We start from the raw sequence: 18,925 nt of genomic DNA, 5'->3' as shown, positions 1-18,925 counted from the left end.
CTACAATGGGCAGTGCCTGAAGTGAACTCAGGCGCAAAATTTGATGAATAGGGGAAAGAAAGCTATTTATGGAAGATGTCACGCTTACTGCGTCAAGAAACTTTGTCAAGCATCTCAAAGAGAATGCTTATCCTGGACGAGGGCTGGTGATTGGCAGATCCTCGCTAAAGGATGCCTGGTTGATGATTTACTGGCTGATGGGGAGAAGTGCGCATAGCCGTAATCGGCGCCTGGTGGCGCAAGGATCGGTGCTGCGAACTGAGCCTATCGACATAAGCCTGGTAGAGGACCCGAGCTTGATTATCTATGAAGCGATGCTCGAATTGCCAGGTATATACCTGATCAGCAATGGAGATCAGACGCAAACGCTCTATCAGGCCCTCAAGGCAGGAAAAACCTTTGACGATGCTCTGGCCCAGCGTGCCCACGAGCCAGATGCTCCTCATTATACTCCGCGTATTAGTGGGATGCTGTCCCTGCAAAATGGCCAGGGAACTGCAACCCTGAGTATTCTCAAAGCCAATCCCATCAATCCAGAGTTTACGGATCGCAATACATTCCGCCCTGCATTAGCGCAAGGTGGCCTGGGAGTTGGTTTAACCACCTATCAGGGCGATGGGAATCCGCTGCCAGGCTTCCAGGGAGAGCCATTGCTTTTGCCCTGCTCTGGCAGCGCTGAGGAGGTATTACATACCTATTGGGAGGCGCTCAATGCCGAGAATCGTATTGCTCTGGCCGTCAAGGAGATTCCCGCCTCTGGTGGGCCTGGCAACATCGTCATCAAAAATCGCTTTGGTAGCTGAGAAGCGCTAAGGACATAGCGCTTATTCATAGGGCTGGCCGAAAATAGCTCGGCCATTGTGGCTCTGTATTAAGCTCGCTGCCTTAGCGCTATATATATTGATAAGCTTGCATGTGATATAATCAATTGTGATGCATTTACCCGCTTAAAAGTAAGCATTGTGAAAAACGCAGGGTCCAGATCCCCTCATGTGCAGGGCGAAAGCCCTCATCGGTAAAGTATCACCCTCCTCCACTTTGCTCCAATGTCGTAGCAGTGTACTCTATTTGGCTCCGCAGAAGGGGCAGGCCTTATTGTGCCTTGTTTTCTGTGGAGCTAAATTATTGTGCTTATTTTTTTATCTAAAAGCAATCATCAAAAAGTTAGTGAAAGGAAGCCCTATTGAAAGGGAGTGTTGTTAATCATGCGCAACCGACTACCGTAGAGGGCGCGAGCCAGGCCTTGCCAAGAATGGATCGTCGCTTGGTCTGGATCATGGCGCTTGCCTGCGGCCTCACAGCAGCTAATCTTTATTATAGTCAGCCTATTCTTGTGGATATGGGAAAAAGCTTTGCAGTATCAGTCGATCAAATGGGGATCATTGCCACGCTCGGACAGCTCGGTTATGCCGCAGGATTGCTCTTCATTGTGCCGCTTGGCGACAGTTATAATCGACGTTCTCTAATTGTGGGGTCATTGATCGCAGTGACGCTGGCCCTGATAGCCATGGCCCTGGCTCCTAATGTTACATTGTTGGCCGTTGCCAGTCTGCTAGTAGGTATAACCACAGTTGTGCCTCAGATAATTATCCCTTTTGCCGCCAGCCTGGCGCCTGCGCATGAACGTGGGCGGGTGCTGGGAATCGTCATGAGCGGGCTGCTCATTGGTATTCTGCTGGCTCGTACCGTGAGCGGTTTTATCAGTGCGCAACTGGGCTGGCAGGCGGTCTACTGGCTTGCGGCAGCCTTGATGGTCCTGCTTACTGTGATCTTGCGTTTTATGCTGCCGGCGGATCATCCACAAACAAGCATGAGCTATCCACAATTACTTCGTTCCCTGTGGGGATTGTTGCGTCAGGAGCCAGTGTTGCGCGAGACCTGCGTAATGGGCGCAATGGTCTTTGGGGCCTTCAGCGCATTCTGGGTGACATTAGCCTTTTTCCTGGAAACGCCTCCATATCACTATGGTAGCGCCGTTGCAGGAGCCTTTGGCCTTGTGGGTGTCGTTGGAGCCCTTGCCGCTTCTTTCGTAGGCAAGCTTGCTGATCGTATCGAGGCGCGGCGCATTATTGGGATGGCTGTACTTATTGTCTTGCTGGCCTTTGGCATATTTGAGCTCTTTGGTCATGCCCTGTGGGGATTGATTGTTGGCGTTATTCTCCTGGATCTTGGTGCGCAATCGAATCAGGTCTCAAATCAAGCCAGAATCTATAGCTTGAATCCATTAGCGCGTAATCGTATCAACACTGTCTATATGGTAGCCTTTTTTGTAGGCGGCTCACTTGGTTCAGTGCTGGGCTCCTATGGCTGGAGCATTGCCGGCTGGACAGGAGTATGCCTGGTTGGGGGAGCTATGCTTCTGACTGCCTTGATCGTCTATGGGCTAAATAGCTGGCGCCGGGCCAGAGCTGTGTGAGCAAGAGCAATGCCTGGCGCGAAGTCAGTTGAATAGATCAATAGAGCAGATGTGTAATACGCCCCCTGAGAAATAAGGGGGCGTATCTATGAGGAAGGTTCTTATTCTGGTTTCTTGTGCTGAGCGATTAGCTCTTGCTGAACGTTGGCAGGTACTTCTTCGTACTCCGCAAACTCCGCCTTAAAGGAGCCGCGTCCCTGGGTAATCGAGCGTAGATCAGTTGCGTAATGGAGCATCTCAGATTGAGGCACCATAGCAGAGATTTGTTGCATGCCATTATCAAGGGTCTCCATGCCCATAACGCGCCCGCGTTTGGTATTGATATCGCTCATGACGTCGCCCATATTGCCTTCAGGAACAGTGATGGTGACGTTCAAAATCGGCTCAAGAATGACAGGATTGGCCTGTGGCACAGCTTCTTGCATAGCCAGAGAGGCCGCGACTTCAAACGACTGGGCTGAAGAGTCTACCGGGTGATATTTACCATCGTAGAGTGCTACCCTCACATAGAGCATGGGGTTGCCGGAGAGAAAACCGCGCTTTAGGGATTCGCGTACGCCTTTTTCTACACCTGGAATGAATTGGCCGGGAACAACGCCACCCACGATCTTATCTTCAAAGACGAAGGCTTGCTCGCTATCGCGTGGGAGTGGCTCAATCTCTAGCCATACGTCGCCAAACTGCCCATGCCCACCACTTTGACGCTTGTGGCGGCCATTAGCCTTAGCCTTTTTGCGGATCGTCTCGCGGTAAGAGATATGCTGATCGTGCGTCTCCAGATTAACCGCGTATTTGCGTTTAATGGCCTCGACGGCGATCTGCAAATGCGATTCTCCCATACCGGCGAGCAAGGTCTCGGCAGTTTCGGGATCGCGTGAAACGCGCAAGGTGCGATCCTCTTCTACGATGCGCGCAAGCGCATTGCCCATCTTATCAAGGTCGGCTTGACTCTTTGGTGAGACCGCAGAGGTGTAGCAAGGCTCGGGGAAATTTATCGGCTCTAATGGGGTCGTAACATCCTTGACAGTAGTAAGCGTATCGCCTGTATGCGAATTAGATAGCTTGGCCACGGCGCCAAAGTCGCCCGCCGGAACTTCGGTTGCCGTTTCTTGTAGTTTTCCACGCGGTATAGAGATCTGGCCAATTCGTTCGTCAGTCTTCGTCTGTAGATTGTAGACATGGCAGTCTGGCTTAAGCGTGCCGCTATAGACACGGAAAGTAGAAATTGTGCCTGCCTGTGCCCCGGCGGTCTTAAAGATAAACATGGAGAGGTTATCGCCAAAGGCTTTGGCGTCTTCTGCTACTGCGTCAGCCGCGCTGGGCAGATACTCGATGATTGCGTCGAGGAGGGTCTGGACGCCAATGTTTTTGCTGGCTGAGCCGCAGAGTACTGGAACTATCTGGCCGCTGCAGGTTCCTTTTTTGATGACTGCCAGTATTTCCGTCTCGCTTAGCTCGCCACCGTCAAGGAACTTTTCCATAATCTCATCGTCACTTTCGACAGCGGCTTCGATGAGCTGTTCGCGGTAGGTATCGATTTGATCTTGCAGGTCGGCTGGGACGCTGGTTTCCCGGGGCTTTGTGCCGTCTGCAAAGTCATAGGCTTTACGGCTTACCAGGTCGACTACGCCTTTGAAGCCCGCTTGCTCGCCAAGGGGAACTTGTAGAGGGACGATTCCATTACCAAACTGGGCACGCAACGAATCGAGAGCCTGATCGAATGAGGTGTTTTCGCGGTCTAGCTTATTGACAAGCACCATACGTGGAAGATTGCGCTCGTCAGCATATTTCCATGTGAGCTCTGTCCCCACCTCAACCCCTTTTTCGGCAGTTACCACTACGAGCGCTGCGTCAGCTACACGAAGACCGGCTTTTACTTCACCAACAAAATCTGCGTAGCCTGGAGTGTCGATGAGATTAATCTTGTGATCTTTCCACTCGACTGGCAATACTTTTGCGTTCAACGACATGCCGCGCTTGAGCTCATCTGGATCGTAGTCAGAGATAGAGGTGCCATCATCAACTTTACCCTGTCGGGTAACAGCGCCACTGTCGAATAGCGCGGCATCTACTAGAGAAGTTTTACCTGCTCCGACGTGAGAAATTAATGCCACATTGCGAATCTGTTCCGCCCTATAAACCTTCATGAACCCGTAATCCTCCTGAGTTTCTATGCAAGAGGTGATCTGTTCAGACTGCGCAGGGGTCTGCCATAGACCACCTTATGCGATGCGACCACGCGAATGGTTGGTTCGGTACAGAGAAAAACTGTGCAATACGCTCTTCCAGTTCGGTAGGTGTAGTATAGCAGCAATAGTCTCTTTGTTCAACACAACTTATGCGCAAAAACATTGGCTATACTCAGGGTATGGCCTGAGTATCAGGATACTGTGTTGCCAGATGCAGGACGCTTCAACGTTGTGCTTGGTGTTTCTGCGACAGGAGAGTAATCGCCTGCCTGGCCGGTGAGATTGTAGGCTTTGATCCGATAGAAGACCTTCCCCGCAGGCATAGTTTTATCAATCCAGGGGGTGTCGTTATCGGTTGCGCAGCGATCGCAAATGACGGTCCAGGGACCGTCGACTCCATTGCTTGAGCGTTCGATTGTATATGTATCGGCGAGGGCAGTTCCTCTCCAGGTAAGCTGGTGATTTCCGACGCTGGTGATCTGAGCTGTGCCAGGAACGCTAAGGGCTGGCAAGGCGCTACGGCGCATGCGATAAGCATGAGTACGGAAGAGCTGAATGCTGGCACGCATATCGGGAGTGTCTCCTGGATAATGAACTGTGTAGCCGTCGAGGTGCTTGACATATCCATAAGCATCATTGTGTCCGAAGAGCGACCAGAACATATCTCCGGCTGCTGTGCTGGCTTCAACACCTGCTAAGAAGCTATTGAGCTTATCCCCTCCGCCTCTGCCGGTCCAGTTATATTCGCCTACGATGAACACTTTATGGCCATCTTTGACTGTGCTGGCATCACTATTGAGGGCGGCAACGCTCATCGGATAGTAGTGATTCGAGTATATATCTACGCTGCTGAGGGCCAGGTTACGAACGTTGACCCCTTTGGTGCCATCGAGAACCAGGTGCTGAGGATCAAGCTTTTTGAGATAATCGGCGATTGTACTCGTCCAACTGACCGGAGGATTTATCTCGTTGCCTGTCTCCCAGGCTAAAATGGTCGGATCATCCTTATAGGCCAGGCCCGTATAACTGTTGACATGGTTGAGAAGATGGCTGATGTATTGCTCAAAATCGTTGATCACTGTAGCATTTGTATAAAATTGATCTTCGTCGGTGAGCCCACGCCAACTAGTAAAAGTATGCTTGCCGCCGTGATAGTAATTCCAGTTATCGGTGAGGGGAATGATCAGGCGAATTCCATGCTCGTGAGCCGATTTGATGGCATAATCTATATGCTGGAATGCCGTCTCGTTAAACTTTCCCAGCGCCGGCTCAACACAGAGCTGACAGCCCTGCGAGGTGCCTAAAGTGTGGGCTCGCACGACCGTTATGCCCATAGCTTGCGCGGCCGCCAGGACGTCATCTATGCGAAAATGCGTTGGGTAAGCTACTCCTCCTACATTTTCATCCAAGCCTAGCCAGTAAATGTTTGCTCCAAAAAACCTGAAAGGTTTTCCATCGAGCATTAGCTGAGCGTCAGAACGCGTCACAAAGTCAGATGCGCCGCTGGGGTTTGTTGATCGATGATACATCAATAAGGTGATGATCAGTACGACTATCAATGTGACTAGATTAATTGGCAATAAGAACTTACTCACCGCTAACCTCACGCTCTATACCTCCCAGAATGCTCCCGCGAACTTTCTCGTTTCATAAATATTACTATTATCATTTTCTGAATATCAAGTCAATGGTAAAAAATAATAGATATGCGAAAAATGATATAATAAAATTTAAATATATCGATTGATAAAGTATAACAAATATGATATATATTTAAATAGTGTGAGTGCTGTAAATATATCGGAAGGTAGGTAAGAGCGACGCTAGTTAACACAATTTGCAAGTGGGAGCGCGCCCGGCCTCTCTTCCCTCCTCAGTGCAGCAGATGGTGGAAAAACTTGCACAAGGGTTGAGTTAAATAGCAGTGAGAAAAAGATGAAGCAATAAAGATTAGTGATACACAGTCGATTATTTTAGTTGTACATAGTGTGTCATACGTCGGCCAACAAGCTAGTAGAAAAGAGAGGTATGAAACTATGTTGCAAAAGCTTGGGCCTGAAAAGAATAAAGGCCTGCCCGGCTGCATCACAGGAGGGTCAGGCTTTTATTTGTTACTTGCAGGCCTGCTTATTTTCTCAATTGTGCTGGCTGCATGCGGTAGCCCTGGTTCTACTACCTCCTCGGGCCCGGTGACGCTTACCTTTGGCTGGTGGAGTAATACCCCCACCAAGGATAATGCTATGCGGGCCTGGGTTGCCAGCTTTGAGAGAGCGCATCCCGATATTAAGGTCAATCTGGAATTATTGCCCTGGGCAGATTACTGGGAAAAACTGAGAGTCACGATTGGCGGCGGGAATGCATACGATATTATTGGATTGTGTTCGTGTAATTCTGCCTCCTATCTGGATGATGGAGCCCTGGTGGATCTGACAACCCTGGCTGGCTATCAAGATGCTACCAAAAATCTTGTTGGGCAGTCGCTGGCCCTCAATACCTGGAACGATAAAGTATATGGCTTACCGGTGGGCACATCTATATCCCTGCTGGGTTACAGTAAAAAACTGCTTAAAGCCGCAGGCGTACCTTACCCTGATCCCGTTACTCCTCTAACCTTTGAGCAATTCAAGGCTATGGCTAAGAAGCTTACTAGCCTCGATGGCCCCAAGGCCCAATATGCGCTTAATCCGAGCAATATCCTGGACTTCGACACCTTTGTACGGATGGAGGGTGGCCATACGTATGATAACCCGATCAATCCGCACAAAATAACGATTAATACGCCGGAAGGGGTTCAAGGTCTCTCTGATTACCTGAGCCTTTTTACCGAGCATATTGCCCCGCCATATGATGAGCTCAATAGCGGGCAGTGGTCTTTTGATCTCGATGCTTTACAGGCGGGCAACGTTGCCTTTTCCCGTGTAGGATTATGGCTTTTCACGGATATGCAGCACGAGACATCAGATATTGGGGTAACTCCCTTGTTTACCATCAAAAACCGCGTCGTGACCGGGGGCGCTAATAGCTTGAGTATTTATAGAGGGAGCAAGCATAAAGAGGCGGCCTGGGAATTCCTCAAATGGGCGGTACAAACTCCGGCCCAGATAGATTTTGCCAGGTTTAGTGACGTGCCAGCGAATAAAAGCGCCATAGCTCAGATGGGATCGTACATCCAGCCTTCCCAGTTTGTGCCTACCCTGCAGAGCGCTATCCCAACCTTCCAGCCTGGGGTTATGACGACCAAATCCCAGCTAAGTGCAACGCTTGCCGATATTCTTACCGATATGGTGCATGGCAAGCTCACGCCGGCTCAGGCTGCGGCTCAGATGGAGCAACAAGGGAATGTGATCCTCTCCCAAACATAGACCTTATTTACCTTTGTCTGCAGAGGTGCAGGAGATAGCTAAGCTAGCCCTATCTCCTGGCCTCTCCTCTATTCTTCAGGCGCTGATAAGAGGAGATATGCCCAGAGATATAAAGGAGGATGGGAAGCAGAAGAGAAGCTGAGCGGATAAGAAGCTTCTTGCCAGGATTTGTCAGAAGTCTATTGTCGCTATGTGTGCGTCATTGAGAGCAAATTCAGCCAAATAGTGATCAAGGGGCGCTGGCCATGTTGATTGGCGTGCGCCGGGATTTTTCAAGAATCACTTGAGAACTGGATTTGAGAGTAGAAGAAGGAGGCGTATAATGTTGTTGTCTGGAAGACAGGAAAACTATAGTATCACGCTGAAATCACAGAAGACTCCTCGCTTCTTTACACGCCTGGCCCGTAGCCGAGCATTCAAAGGATACCTGTTTATTAGTCCCTGGCTGCTGGGCTTTCTGGTGTTCGGCCTCTGGCCGTTGCTCACCACCTTTTACAATAGCTTCACAAAGTATGACATTCTGGGATATCAGGAGTGGGTGGGACTCAAGAACTACCAGAATATTTTTACTGCTGACCCACGCTTTGCCCAGGTTAGTCTAAATATGGCTATATATGTAAGTGCCTCTACAGTGATCAGCATTTGTGGAGGTCTCTGGCTTGCCTTGCTCCTCAACCGCAAATTTCCTGGCAATCACCTTTTTCGTACGATCATTTATGTTCCTAGCCTCCTGGTGGGTATAGCCATAGGCATGCTTTTCAAGCAAGTTTTTGCCCCTGGTAGCAATGGGCTTGCCAATGCTGCCCTCGCGGTGTTTCATTTGGGACCGATCCGTTGGCTGGGCGACTCTAATCCACCAGTTGTGGCCCTTGTGGCCCTGATCCTTGTCAACTTGTGGTTTACTGGCAGCACCATGCTCATTTTCCTGGCTGGCTTAAAGGGCATTTCCTCAGTCTATTATGAAGCTGCGAAAATTGATGGCGCTGGCAGATGGAAGATTTTCTGGCATATCACCTTGCCTTTGCTCTCGCCAGTCCTGGTTTTCAATACCATTACAACGCTTATTGCGCATATCCAGGTATTTGAGACCCCCTATGCTTTTGCCTCAAGCGTAGGCTCTACCAGTAGTATGAATAACCCGCTGGGCTATCACTACAATCTGGCGACCTTCCTTACCTATATCTATGAGCTTGCATTTAAGGAAAATGGTAAGTTTGGCTACGCATCGGCCCTGGCCGTTATCGTCTTTATCATCACGCTCCTGCTTACGCTGCTTGTGCTGGCTATGGCGAGATATACCTATTATGGAGATCAGAGCAAAGGAGCATAGCTGCGTCGATCATTGAAAAGCCGTTGAGGCTTGGCGCGTAGGGCTGATCCTCTGGAAACGTTTCCTTATAACGGATGCTGAAATGGACCGCGTAGGGAGCAGGACGGATGGCAGGCGTCTTTCGCCGGGATTGTGTGCCAGTTCATGCGCGGGCGTCTTGAAGCTTTGCTGACAAGGGAGGAGAGCTATGGCTACTTTGGGTAAGCACCAGGAGCCGGCTGGCACTCTATCGCTAACCGGATTGAGCGAGAGCCGGCGTCGTTCTTATGTGCGAGGACGTTTTTATCAGCATATGAGCATGCTATGGACATATATTGTCTTGATAGGGGTGAGCCTGTTCTTGCTGGCCCCTTTCCTCTGGCTGCTGTCCGCCTCGCTTAAGACTGTGGGACAGTATTATCAGACTCCTATCCAGTGGATACCGCAGCCAGTGAAGTGGTCGAACTATCTTGAAGTCTTCACGACCTATCGTTTCGCCCATTACATCTTCAATAGCATCTGGCTGGCGGCCTTCTGTGTAGCTACCAGTACATTTGTTTCGGCCCTGGTTGCCTATGGCTTTGCACGTTTCCGTTTTCCCGGCCGTACGCTCTGGTTTATTATTGTGCTTGCCACAATGATGATTCCGAGCCAGATATTAACCCTGGCTCTCTATATGACCTTTAAAAATCTGGGCTGGATCAATACATTTTTGCCAATCATTGTACCCAAGCTGTGCGGCGATGCCTTCAGTATCTTTCTCTTCCGGCAGTTTTTTATGGGCCTCTCGCACGAGCTGGACGAGGCAGCGCGACTGGATGGTTGCGGCTCCTTTGGCATTTTCTGGCGCATTATTCTGCCCCAGTCTAAGCCAGTCCTGATTGTTGTGGCTATTCTCACCTTTCTGGCCAGCTGGCGCGATGCCTGGGGGCCTTTGATCTACTTGAGCAGCGATAGCAATTATACAGTGCCGCTGGGACTCTTGAATTTTACCAGCCCGGTAAAGCAGGTTTATCCCCAACTTATGGCCGCTACGCTGATTGCCCTGGTCGTACCTGTCGTGCTTTATGCGCTCGGTCAGCGCTATATCGATAGCGGCGTGGCCATTGCCGAGATCAAATAGAGAGCCAGGCAGGCCGGGGAGCAGACTAAATCACCTGTAGGGACCTGACGGTCCCTACGAGTTGATTGCGCTATACCAGTGTTTGATTACGGGGGCAGCGAGCCGCCTGTTTGGCTGAAAGTGGGGCACCGACCAGCCCCAGACAAAAATGCCAGCGATATGAGGATCACTGGCGCAATAGCTTAGAGCTGCATTGAGTGCCTCAGCCTGTAGCCCTTCATTGATGGGGGCGTTGGTAGTGCTTTGCTCTGGATGCAGCAAGGCGTCGGCCCTATCCCTGTACCCTATAGCTGAGATAAGGACTGGCTTTTTGAGCTGCGTGGCGATGGCGTCAAGCGGCAGGCCGGCTTTTTGTTGCCAGAGCTCATTCAGCCCAGAGTCAGAGAGCTGCTGCTGAGCAGTTGCCAGTGGATAGTAGGCAGCAATGCCGATCTCGTTGAGGAAGGGATGCCGCATCCATCCTGGCAGCTTGCTTGTTTGGTATGTCCAGTGCATGCTATAGGTAAGCTTGCCGTGGAAGAGGGCATGGGCTTGCGTAATCAATTGATTCCAGTGCCCTACCGGGACGTGCTCAAGGCCAGTGAGCTCGGTACCCAGCGAGAATTGTTCGGCATGCTCCTCCTGGGCAGCAACGATATAGGGGCGCAGCGCCTGCCAATAGCTGCTAAACCAGGTGTTGAGCTGTTGCTGATTGGTGTAGTGAAGCTGTCCCGCCCGATGCTCCTTTCCGTCGATAATGAGATGCGGCGACACAAAGACCAGATAATTGTTCTGGTGAGCAGCGCGAATGCCCTCTCTGATGGCCTGTGGGGTCGCCGTTTGCGTACTTGCCGTGACCTGCGTTGAATTTAACGAGGGCTGGAAGAGTTCAACAGTGATTTGTATCCAGCGCGCTCCCGTCTGCTCATGTATATCTCGCAGGCCGGTTTGCCAGGTAGGATCTTCTATACCATAGGCTGTTTGCCCAGGGCGAGGAAAGATGATCCCGGCCTCAAAGCCGGGATGCCACAAATGCGTAGCGGGTGGAGAAATGGCCATCCCGGCCACTCTGGCCGGCGCATGCTGATTGTTGGGGAGAAGAGAGGCCAGCATTGAAAAAGGATTGTTCCCGCTCAAGAGTATCCATTGTAGAAGTACACCGCCGACAATCGTGGTTAAAGCCAGGCTGTAGGTTGCGCAGCTTCGGAACTTCATGTTATTTCCTGCCTTCCTGTTTGGCTCCAACAGAGGCCGTTGTAGCTTCTCGCTCGGCTATTTCTGTATTTGAGGCCAGGCTTGGTTTATGGATGACGAAGAAGCCCTGTTTGGGCTTTAAGCTGTAGAGCGTGGCTGCAGCTTCGAGCAAGGCATACCATACGTAACATAGAACTAATGGCCAGGAAAGCATGCGTCTCTGTAAAGTATGCAGTTTCTGTGCCAATGACGAAGATGGTAAATGGGGGGAAACCGTTTCGTGTTTGGCGAGCACATCAAGGCCTTGCAAGTAAGCCAGGACAAAGGTCGCCCAGGCAAAATCAGCTGGGAGACGCATCCAGATAAAGGGTGATGTATGGATTACCAGGGCCACAACTGCTACAAGGAAGGGTAAGAATGCCAGTTGCCAGAGCGAGGTGAAGAGTCCCAGGCAACAGCGATAGCGCAAGGGAATGCTGCGGTCAAGCAGAACCAGGCGAATACCTGAAAGCCAACGACTCCTCTGCTTGATTAAATCCATAATACGTTGCGGCGGCTGCTCGCGTAGATAGCCTTCCACCCAGGCAAAGCGAAAGCCCTTTGCCCAGGCGCGTAAGGCCCAGGCGGTATCCTCGGTAATCGAGTTAGCGGGACCTACGTCAAATGAAAGGGCCGGATCGTCGGTGCCGCGTACTACCAGATAGGAGCCATGCACGCCAAAAAGTGGCATGCCCAGAGCATATTGCAGACGAAAGCGTCCCAGGTCGTCGGCGGTACGTAGCGCGTCGGCTCCTCGAAAAAACCAATGCCCACCCTGATAAAGAATTGCCCCTTGACCAATGAGACCGGTGGGCGCTTTTTTTGCCCTGCTCTTATTCGCATATGTATGTGTTTGTAATGCTCGATAAATGAAGCGATAGATGCCCGCGATAACGCTTGTATCAACCATGCTTTCTTCGTCAAGATAAACATACCAGTCTTCGGGGAATGGCCGGGTACACTCCTGAAGGTAGGTGAGCGCGCGAGCTTTAAAGCGTGAGTGTTGTGGCGTAACGTAGTTAGCCGGCACGACATAGATGTATACGTTGTCGGTTATATTAGGAGGGCTATCATTGCCTTCCAGCAAAATTGGGCATTCACTAATCACCTCAATGCGGTAAGGTCCGCTCGTCGATAGGTAGTTTTTGAAGGCCTGATGCACAGCTTGAATGCTATCTCTGAGTACCTCGACGTTATCTCCACGGGTCACGAAGCGAAAGACAAGGCGCACAGGCCTTGTCGCGAGAAACGGTGCGTTCAGAGGCAACGGTTGTTGCTCGGTGGCGCTGGCGAAAAAGAGCCAGCCGGACCAGAGCGCAAGGGCGATGGGTACCGGAGCGAGCCAGATGAGCTCAGCCCAGCGTAAGCTCTCTTGCCAAATTGTGAGTTGGTGCGTGGCTGTGTCAAGCAGAGACTGCAATGTTAAGAGCAGGCCGACGAGGGTAACTGTGGCCACACATAACCAGCAGCGATAGAACCACTGCCGCAACCAGACGGAGAACTTAGAGCGAAAGAGACAAGCCGAAGCGTTGATTGGCTGGCCCATGCGCTCATTTACTATACGAGGCGTTGGTGTCTTGTTAATCATTCATGCTCCTTTAGAAATAGCTTGCAGCCGGTGAAGATATATAGCGCGTTCTTATCTCCGGCCTGCGTGAATCAAGGAAATGATGGTAGTCACCAAATCTTTCCATCCATGCTTCTCTGCACAAAACCGTGCATAGTGCGCCCAGTTTTGCTGAATCTACTTATAGTGTATTTGATATGCCAAATATTTCATGTAAATATTTATCTGGTTTGAAGCTAATAAGAAATGGTTACCGTTTTTGTAGCCAGGCGATCTTTAGAAATAGAATCGGCGCGGATTTCGATGTACTATTACTGATTTACTTGTAGAAAAAATAGGATCTGGAGCTCCCGTTAGCCTGGTCTGAGTGTTGGAGGCAAGGGCGCGGGGTTTGACTGGTGAGACTAGGGGTAAGGGCCTGAGCAGGTAACAAAGCCATGGGAAGTGGCTTTGTTACATTTTTTGCGCAGGCGGCTGGCGAGTCTTATATAAAAGGAAGAGTTGGAACTGAAATACTAATCGTGGCGCCAATCCAATTTGCGAGCAGCTAGCCATAGCGTGAATACGGCAAGTCCAGACAGAATCGCTATATCGAAGAGCAGCTGATGAGTCACTGGTCCCAGCAAGGTTTGGCGTAGAGCTGCCGAGGCGTAAGTGGTTGGGCTAAAGTAGCCGATGATAAGCAAGAAGCTGGGGAGATGGTCCGGTGGAATAATCACAGGGCCGGCAGCTGTCAAGACAAGGGTAAACAGCAGAGTGAAGGCGCCGGATTCTTCGGGAGTGCGGGCATTCACGCCGATCAGCACGCCAAGACTGGAGAGGGCAAGCGCGCAGAGCGGGATCACAAGCAACAAAAGAGGATGTATGACAAGTTGTATATGGAGAAAAAGTGTTCCGACAAGAATCGTGATAAGCAGGGATGGCAAGGAGAGCAAAAAGAAAGCCGCGATCATTGCCAGGATGAGGATAGGACGTCGAATCGGCAGCGTGGCAAAATAGTCCAACGTGCCCATAAAGCGCATAAAGACTACATGGCCTTGCAGGTTATTCAGGTTGCTGAACAGGAGCGAGAGCACCGCGCTGCCCGTGAGCACGTAAGCTGTTGCCGAGGGGCCAGCGCTGCGGGCAAAGGTGCCAAGGCCTAAAACGCTGATCAGTGGCGTGATCGTACTGGTAATCAAAATGGAGCGCCAGGACCAGCGCCAGTTAGTAAGTTCGATTAAGAACACATCAAGTAATTGAACCATCAAGGATGGTTTATGGTTACTGGGAGACATAGTGCAGATATATATCCTCCAATGTGGCAGAATAGAGTCGGAAGTCATCAAGGTGATCGATATGTAAGGTATCCAGCGTAGTGAGCGCCTCTTCCCTATCGAGCAGGATGAGCCAGCGGCCGGGCTGGGATTGATGGTAGCTCAGATGTACTGGGAGATGGGGTGGCCTCTCGGGCGGGAAGAAGATCTCAAGGCGCATCTTGCGATCAATGCTCCTCTTCAGATCGCTGGGACGGCCAACTGCCACTAATTCTCCGGCTGACATAATGCCCACGCGCTGAATGATTTTCTCGGCTTCAATCGCATCATGGGTAATGAAAATGATAGTGGTGCCGTACTCCTCATTGATCTGGCGCAGCACGTTCCAGACGAGATTGCGGCGCTGGGGATCAAGGTCATTGGTAGGCTCGTCGAGGATCAGCACCTTTGGTGAGCCGGCGGCGGTGACAGCCAGGCGCAGCAGCCTTTTCTGGCCGCCTGAGAGGCGTGGACTATAGGCGTTGCGCAGATCTTCAATTTGCCAGAGCTGTAGCAGCCTGTCGCGTTCCTTGCTGGCCTGGGCGCGGCTCATGCCCCTTAGATGTGCCGTGAAAAAGAGCGCCTCGCTGACCGTAAGGTTATTCAAGGCCTGGCTTTGCTGGGGCATATAGCCGACATGCAGCGGCACATGAAACATATTGCGGCGGATATCCTGGCCAAAGAGCAGGATACGGCCCGCCGTGCTGGCCTGGAGATTCACCATCTGGCGGACTAACGTCGTTTTGCCGGCGCCATTATCGCCAAGGATGCCAAAAATTTCGCCTTGCTGGATCTGTAATGTGATATGTTTATTGGCCGGGGAGGCCTGTCCTGGATAGGTTTTCACAAGATTCTGAATATCATAGACAATACACATAACTCACTCTCAATAAACCTAATAGTTAGAGCAGGATAGCTTCGGGTCCGAGCATATGACAGCTAAGCTTCCCGGCTTATAGTACTTATCATTTTCAGGATTTTTGCCACTGTTGCCAGACGAGAGCCAGGGTGCGGCCAATCAGATAGAGATCGTAGCGAAACGATCTGTATTTCAGATACTCCATATTGCTCTCCAGCTCATCCACTGACCTGTTTCCAAAATACCTGAACCCGAGGCCATTGGCTATCAGACAGGAGCTGGAGATCCCGGGTCGCTCCAGGAGCACGCGGCGCCAGCGTGGATCGTCAAATGAGATCTCGCGAGCTTGCGTTGGGAGGTGACCGATCAGGCTCATATCGCCCCTTAGCACATTTAAGAGTCGAGGCAATTCGTCTAAGAGCGTGTTGCGCAGGAAGTGGCCTATCCGCGTTATGCGCGCGTTAGCCGGGAGCTCGGTACTTAGCGCTGTATCTTGCCAGCAGTTCATCGTGCGGAATGCATAGAGCTTAAAGCGCCGTCCATCCCTGCCGACCTGGGTGCTCCTGTAGAACACGGGTCCTGGCGAATCCAGCTTGATCAGGAGCGCAATCAGGGCCAGAAGCGGCGATAGAAGTAGTAGAAAGAAGGTAGCGAGGCAGATATCAAAAATTCTTTTGGTGTAATCAGGGCGGCGATGCGCTTTGTAGAGCTCCTCACCCAGCGTAATGCCTGAGCCAAGGCTTACTATAACCTCTCTCTGCAGGTCTAAGTCAGCAGTGCTCAGCCCCCTCTCGCTAGCCGCATCCTCAAGATGGGCGAAAAGTTCTCTATGAATTTCCTGGCGCTTTGACGAGGGGAGGCCAGTTAATAAAATATCGACGACGTGTAAATAGTTGGCAAATGGTTGTTCCTGTTGCTCAGCCATGGCGTAGTACTCCTTCAATCGCTGTCGTGAAGCGTTTCCACTCGGCTCGCCGCGTTTTGGCTGCTTGCTGGCCTGAGGACGTAAGCTGGTAATAGCGCCGGGAAGTGCCATCCTCCCGCGCCTGCCAGTAGCCCTCTATCAGTCCAGCTCGCTCTAACCTGTGGAGCGCCGGATAGAGCGAGCCCTCTTTGAGCTGTAGCTCGCCACTACTCTCAGCCTTGACCTCCTTAACGATCTGATAGCCATACATTGGGCCCCGCTCTAGCAGTACCAGCAGGACAAGTTCAATGCTGCCCTTCAGAAGCTCGCGATTGATCGGCGACATCTCTATACCTCGTAATTCTATATACCTTGTAAATCTATGTACTAGAATAAGCTGCTGCCAGCAAAAGGTCAAGAGCGAAAGGCGAAAAGAGGTAAATCTACATCCCTTTTTGCCTTGAAATAGCGCTTTTGATATGTATTAATAAAGAGAGATGCGCGTTAACTAGTACTTTTTTCTTAAAAAATAGTATTGTCCTGAAAAATAGTAGTACTATTGGGTTGTCAGTACTATTGGGTAGCTGAAACGCGAATCAAGGTCTCCACGTCTTCTGGCCAGACTTGCAAACAAGATTAGTGGCAACTGTCCATCGAATGTCAGCCCGGTCCTGAGCGACTTCGGCCAGAGTTTCTAAGGGAGACCGTCAGGCCATGATAGCGGCAAGTGTTCCAATTCCTAAATCCTCCCTGTGCCTCAAGGCGAACTTATGCTGTGGCGGCTTTAGTGAATAAAGTAAGGATCTCTTGGGCGTTTTTCTGGTGGTGTTACTCTGCCGCTACCCCTGAGTACGCTCACATGACTTTTGCGGCATTGCCTCTGCGTACTGATCAATTCTAGCGCGCGAGCTTAATGTGATTGCACTGAGTGCATTGCCACCTGGCCTCTTAGGGTTTGCTGATCTCTCTTCTCTCCTGATGGGGATGGCGAGATTATCTGCTTTCACGACCCGCTTGAGGGGACTGAAACTAGAGAAGAAAGAGGAGCGGTATGCTCTGGCGAGCAGAGTGTGTCGCATGTGAAAGGTGATGGAAACGATACGCGTTATCATTATAGATGAACAACCTTTATTTCGCGAAGGGATTCGCGTCACATTAGAGAGCATGGGTGATTGTGAGATTGTGGGGGAGACGACAGATGCTGGTGAGGCCCTTGAGCTCGTGCGGAAGTATAACCCGGATGTTGCTCTCGTTGATACCGGACTGACCAAATCTGATCCGCTTGATATTGCCTTGCAAGCTCGTTATCTGGCCCCGAAGATGGCAATTATTATGCTCACACCCTCTGAAGATGAAGAGTTACTGTTCCAATCCATCAAGGTTGGGGTGGCCGCTTATTACACACGTTACATTAAGCCTGAAGAGTTGATCGAGGCCGTACGCAAGGTGAGTCAGGGCGAGTATCTGCTCAATGGCAATGTTTTATCGAAGCCGCAAATTGCTAGCCGCGTGATCAGATCATTCCAATTGGCGGAGGAAGAGGAGCCTCCCCAGAATAATGATTCGGTTCCTTCGCCGCTCTCCAGTCGTGAAGTCGAGATCCTTAGCCATATTGCTCAGGGCAATAGCAATAAGGAGATCGCATCACTGCTCAAGATCAGCGACCAGACTGTAAAGAATCATATTACTTCTATCTTAAAGAAGTTGTCTGTCAACGACAGAACGGCGGCTGTAGTCTATGCTTTGCGGCATGGCTGGATTAAGCTTGAGAAGCAGGCCTGAGTAAAGCGTATTTTGACTATTTCTTATCAATCCTTGCTTTTTGCCTTTGGGGATCATTATTTGGAATAAGTTGAAAACACAGGTCTTAATTTCGTAGTATAAAAATTAAACAGTGGGCTGCCTACGCTGACTTGCATAGGCAGCCCGCTTGCTTAGCCTACGGGATGGCGACTGTGGTGCTCGGCAAAGAGGGCAACCATGGCGGGATTAAAGGCCGGCAGGTCTTTGGGACTACGGCTACTCACCCAGTTACGATCGCGAACCATCTCCTGGTCAACCCAGTGGGCGCCAGAGTTGCGCACATCGTCTTGAATAGTATGGTAGCTTGTCATGGTGCGGCCCTTAGTCAGGCCGGCAGAGACAAGTAACCATGGCGCGTGGCAGATAACGGCAATTGGCTTATCAGCTTCATTGATGCTCTTGACAAACTCCTTGGCCTTGGGGACAACGCGTAGCGCATCGGCATTCAAGGCTCCGCCAGGAAGCATAACCGCGTCAAAGTTATTTGGATTGGCTTGATCCAGCGTCAAATCTACCTTGAAGGTATCGGCCTTTACGTCGTGGTTCATGCCCTGAACCTGGCCCGCTTTCGGAGAGACAATACTGGTTGTGGCCCCGGCTTGCTCCAGAGCCTTTTTCGGCTCGGCCAGCTCGGCTTGTTCGAAATCGTCTGTAACCAGTATCGCGACGCGCATACCTTGCAATTTTTTCTCGTGCATAGTTAGCTCCTTTCTATCGTCTAGGGCAGTCGATAGCCCTTTTTCTTTTTTCTGCATAAGAACAGCTTGAGCAGATAGATTGGGCTTGCCTGTGGGATTAGACCCAGCAAACAGCGGGTTGGCTTGTTTCCTCTTTTTCGGTTGTCAGGACTCGTGCCAGGTATCGTGAGTATGAGGCAGGCTGTTTC

The 18,925-nt window shown here is 50.9% G+C and carries 15 protein-coding genes; 6 read left to right on the top strand and 9 right to left on the bottom strand.

The features are described 5' to 3' along the window. Positions 1 to 68 precede the first annotated feature (68 nt). Together EPA93_RS21060 and EPA93_RS21055 are read left to right on the top strand one after the other, a co-directional pair. Positions 69 to 803: an IMP cyclohydrolase gene (locus EPA93_RS21060; protein WP_129889405.1), complete on the top strand. Its 735-nt coding sequence runs from the start codon at positions 69 to 71 to the stop codon at positions 801 to 803. A 380-nt stretch (positions 804 to 1,183) separates the two neighbouring features. Next, positions 1,184 to 2,416, top strand: a complete 1,233-nt coding sequence (locus EPA93_RS21055; RefSeq protein WP_242527460.1) for an MFS transporter — start codon at positions 1,184 to 1,186, stop codon at positions 2,414 to 2,416. A gap of 101 nt (positions 2,417 to 2,517) precedes the next feature. On the opposite strand, the gene fusA is transcribed toward EPA93_RS21055, so the two are convergent. Continuing rightward, a complete protein-coding gene (gene fusA, locus EPA93_RS21050; RefSeq protein WP_129889404.1) occupies positions 2,518 to 4,563 on the bottom strand; it encodes an elongation factor G in 2,046 nt (681 codons plus the stop codon). A gap of 233 nt (positions 4,564 to 4,796) precedes the next feature. After that, on the bottom strand, positions 4,797 to 6,200 hold the full coding sequence (locus EPA93_RS21045; protein WP_129889403.1) for a glycoside hydrolase 5 family protein: 1,404 nt from the start codon (positions 6,198 to 6,200) through the stop codon (positions 4,797 to 4,799). Between the two features lie 441 nt (positions 6,201 to 6,641). Between EPA93_RS21045 and EPA93_RS21040 the strand changes: the two genes are divergently transcribed. From EPA93_RS21040 to EPA93_RS21030, 3 genes are all read left to right on the top strand, one after another. Then, complete coding sequence (locus tag EPA93_RS21040; protein ID WP_129889402.1) at positions 6,642 to 7,967, top strand: ABC transporter substrate-binding protein; 1,326 nt, start codon at positions 6,642 to 6,644, stop codon at positions 7,965 to 7,967. A gap of 322 nt (positions 7,968 to 8,289) precedes the next feature. Then, positions 8,290 to 9,297: a carbohydrate ABC transporter permease gene (locus EPA93_RS21035; RefSeq protein ID WP_129889401.1), complete on the top strand. Its 1,008-nt coding sequence runs from the start codon at positions 8,290 to 8,292 to the stop codon at positions 9,295 to 9,297. Between the two features lie 187 nt (positions 9,298 to 9,484). Next, a complete protein-coding gene (locus tag EPA93_RS21030) occupies positions 9,485 to 10,399 on the top strand; it encodes a carbohydrate ABC transporter permease (protein ID WP_129889400.1) in 915 nt (304 codons plus the stop codon). Positions 10,400 to 10,453: 54 nt separating this feature from the next. On the opposite strand, the gene EPA93_RS21025 is transcribed toward EPA93_RS21030, so the two are convergent. The 6 genes from EPA93_RS21025 to EPA93_RS21000 form a co-directional block, all read right to left on the bottom strand. Then, entirely contained in the window at positions 10,454 to 11,593 is a 1,140-nt protein-coding gene (locus EPA93_RS21025) for a glycoside hydrolase family 113 (RefSeq protein WP_129889399.1), read from the bottom strand. Position 11,594: 1 nt separating this feature from the next. Further along, positions 11,595 to 13,199, bottom strand: a complete 1,605-nt coding sequence (locus EPA93_RS21020; protein WP_129889398.1) for a glycosyltransferase family 2 protein — start codon at positions 13,197 to 13,199, stop codon at positions 11,595 to 11,597. A gap of 494 nt (positions 13,200 to 13,693) precedes the next feature. Next, a complete protein-coding gene (locus tag EPA93_RS21015; protein WP_129889397.1) occupies positions 13,694 to 14,455 on the bottom strand; it encodes an ABC transporter permease in 762 nt (253 codons plus the stop codon). Continuing rightward, on the bottom strand, positions 14,442 to 15,350 hold the full coding sequence (locus EPA93_RS21010; RefSeq protein ID WP_129889396.1) for an ABC transporter ATP-binding protein: 909 nt from the start codon (positions 15,348 to 15,350) through the stop codon (positions 14,442 to 14,444). Before EPA93_RS21010 ends, EPA93_RS21015 begins: the two co-directional genes overlap by 14 nt. Before the next feature lie 94 nt (positions 15,351 to 15,444). Next, positions 15,445 to 16,257, bottom strand: coding sequence for a sugar transferase (locus EPA93_RS21005; RefSeq protein ID WP_165423289.1), 813 nt, complete (start codon positions 16,255 to 16,257; stop codon positions 15,445 to 15,447). Continuing rightward, the gene (locus EPA93_RS21000; RefSeq protein ID WP_129889394.1) at positions 16,250 to 16,582 is read right to left on the bottom strand and encodes a PadR family transcriptional regulator; all 333 of its coding nucleotides are present in this window, start codon (positions 16,580 to 16,582) and stop codon (positions 16,250 to 16,252) included. The genes EPA93_RS21005 and EPA93_RS21000 overlap by 8 nt, the downstream gene beginning before the upstream one ends. A gap of 743 nt (positions 16,583 to 17,325) precedes the next feature. Between EPA93_RS21000 and EPA93_RS20995 the strand changes: the two genes are divergently transcribed. Continuing rightward, positions 17,326 to 18,018: a LuxR C-terminal-related transcriptional regulator gene (locus tag EPA93_RS20995; RefSeq protein WP_129889393.1), complete on the top strand. Its 693-nt coding sequence runs from the start codon at positions 17,326 to 17,328 to the stop codon at positions 18,016 to 18,018. A gap of 152 nt (positions 18,019 to 18,170) precedes the next feature. Here EPA93_RS20995 and EPA93_RS20990 read toward each other — a convergent pair whose 3' ends face one another. Continuing rightward, entirely contained in the window at positions 18,171 to 18,737 is a 567-nt protein-coding gene (locus EPA93_RS20990) for a type 1 glutamine amidotransferase domain-containing protein (RefSeq protein ID WP_129889392.1), read from the bottom strand. Positions 18,738 to 18,925: the final 188 nt, after the last annotated feature.

The sequence above is a fragment of the Ktedonosporobacter rubrisoli genome (assembly GCF_004208415.1).
In the GTDB taxonomy this organism is placed as follows: Bacteria; Chloroflexota; Ktedonobacteria; order Ktedonobacterales; family Ktedonobacteraceae; genus Ktedonosporobacter; species Ktedonosporobacter rubrisoli.
This window is presented reverse-complemented; position numbering and strand designations above follow the sequence as displayed.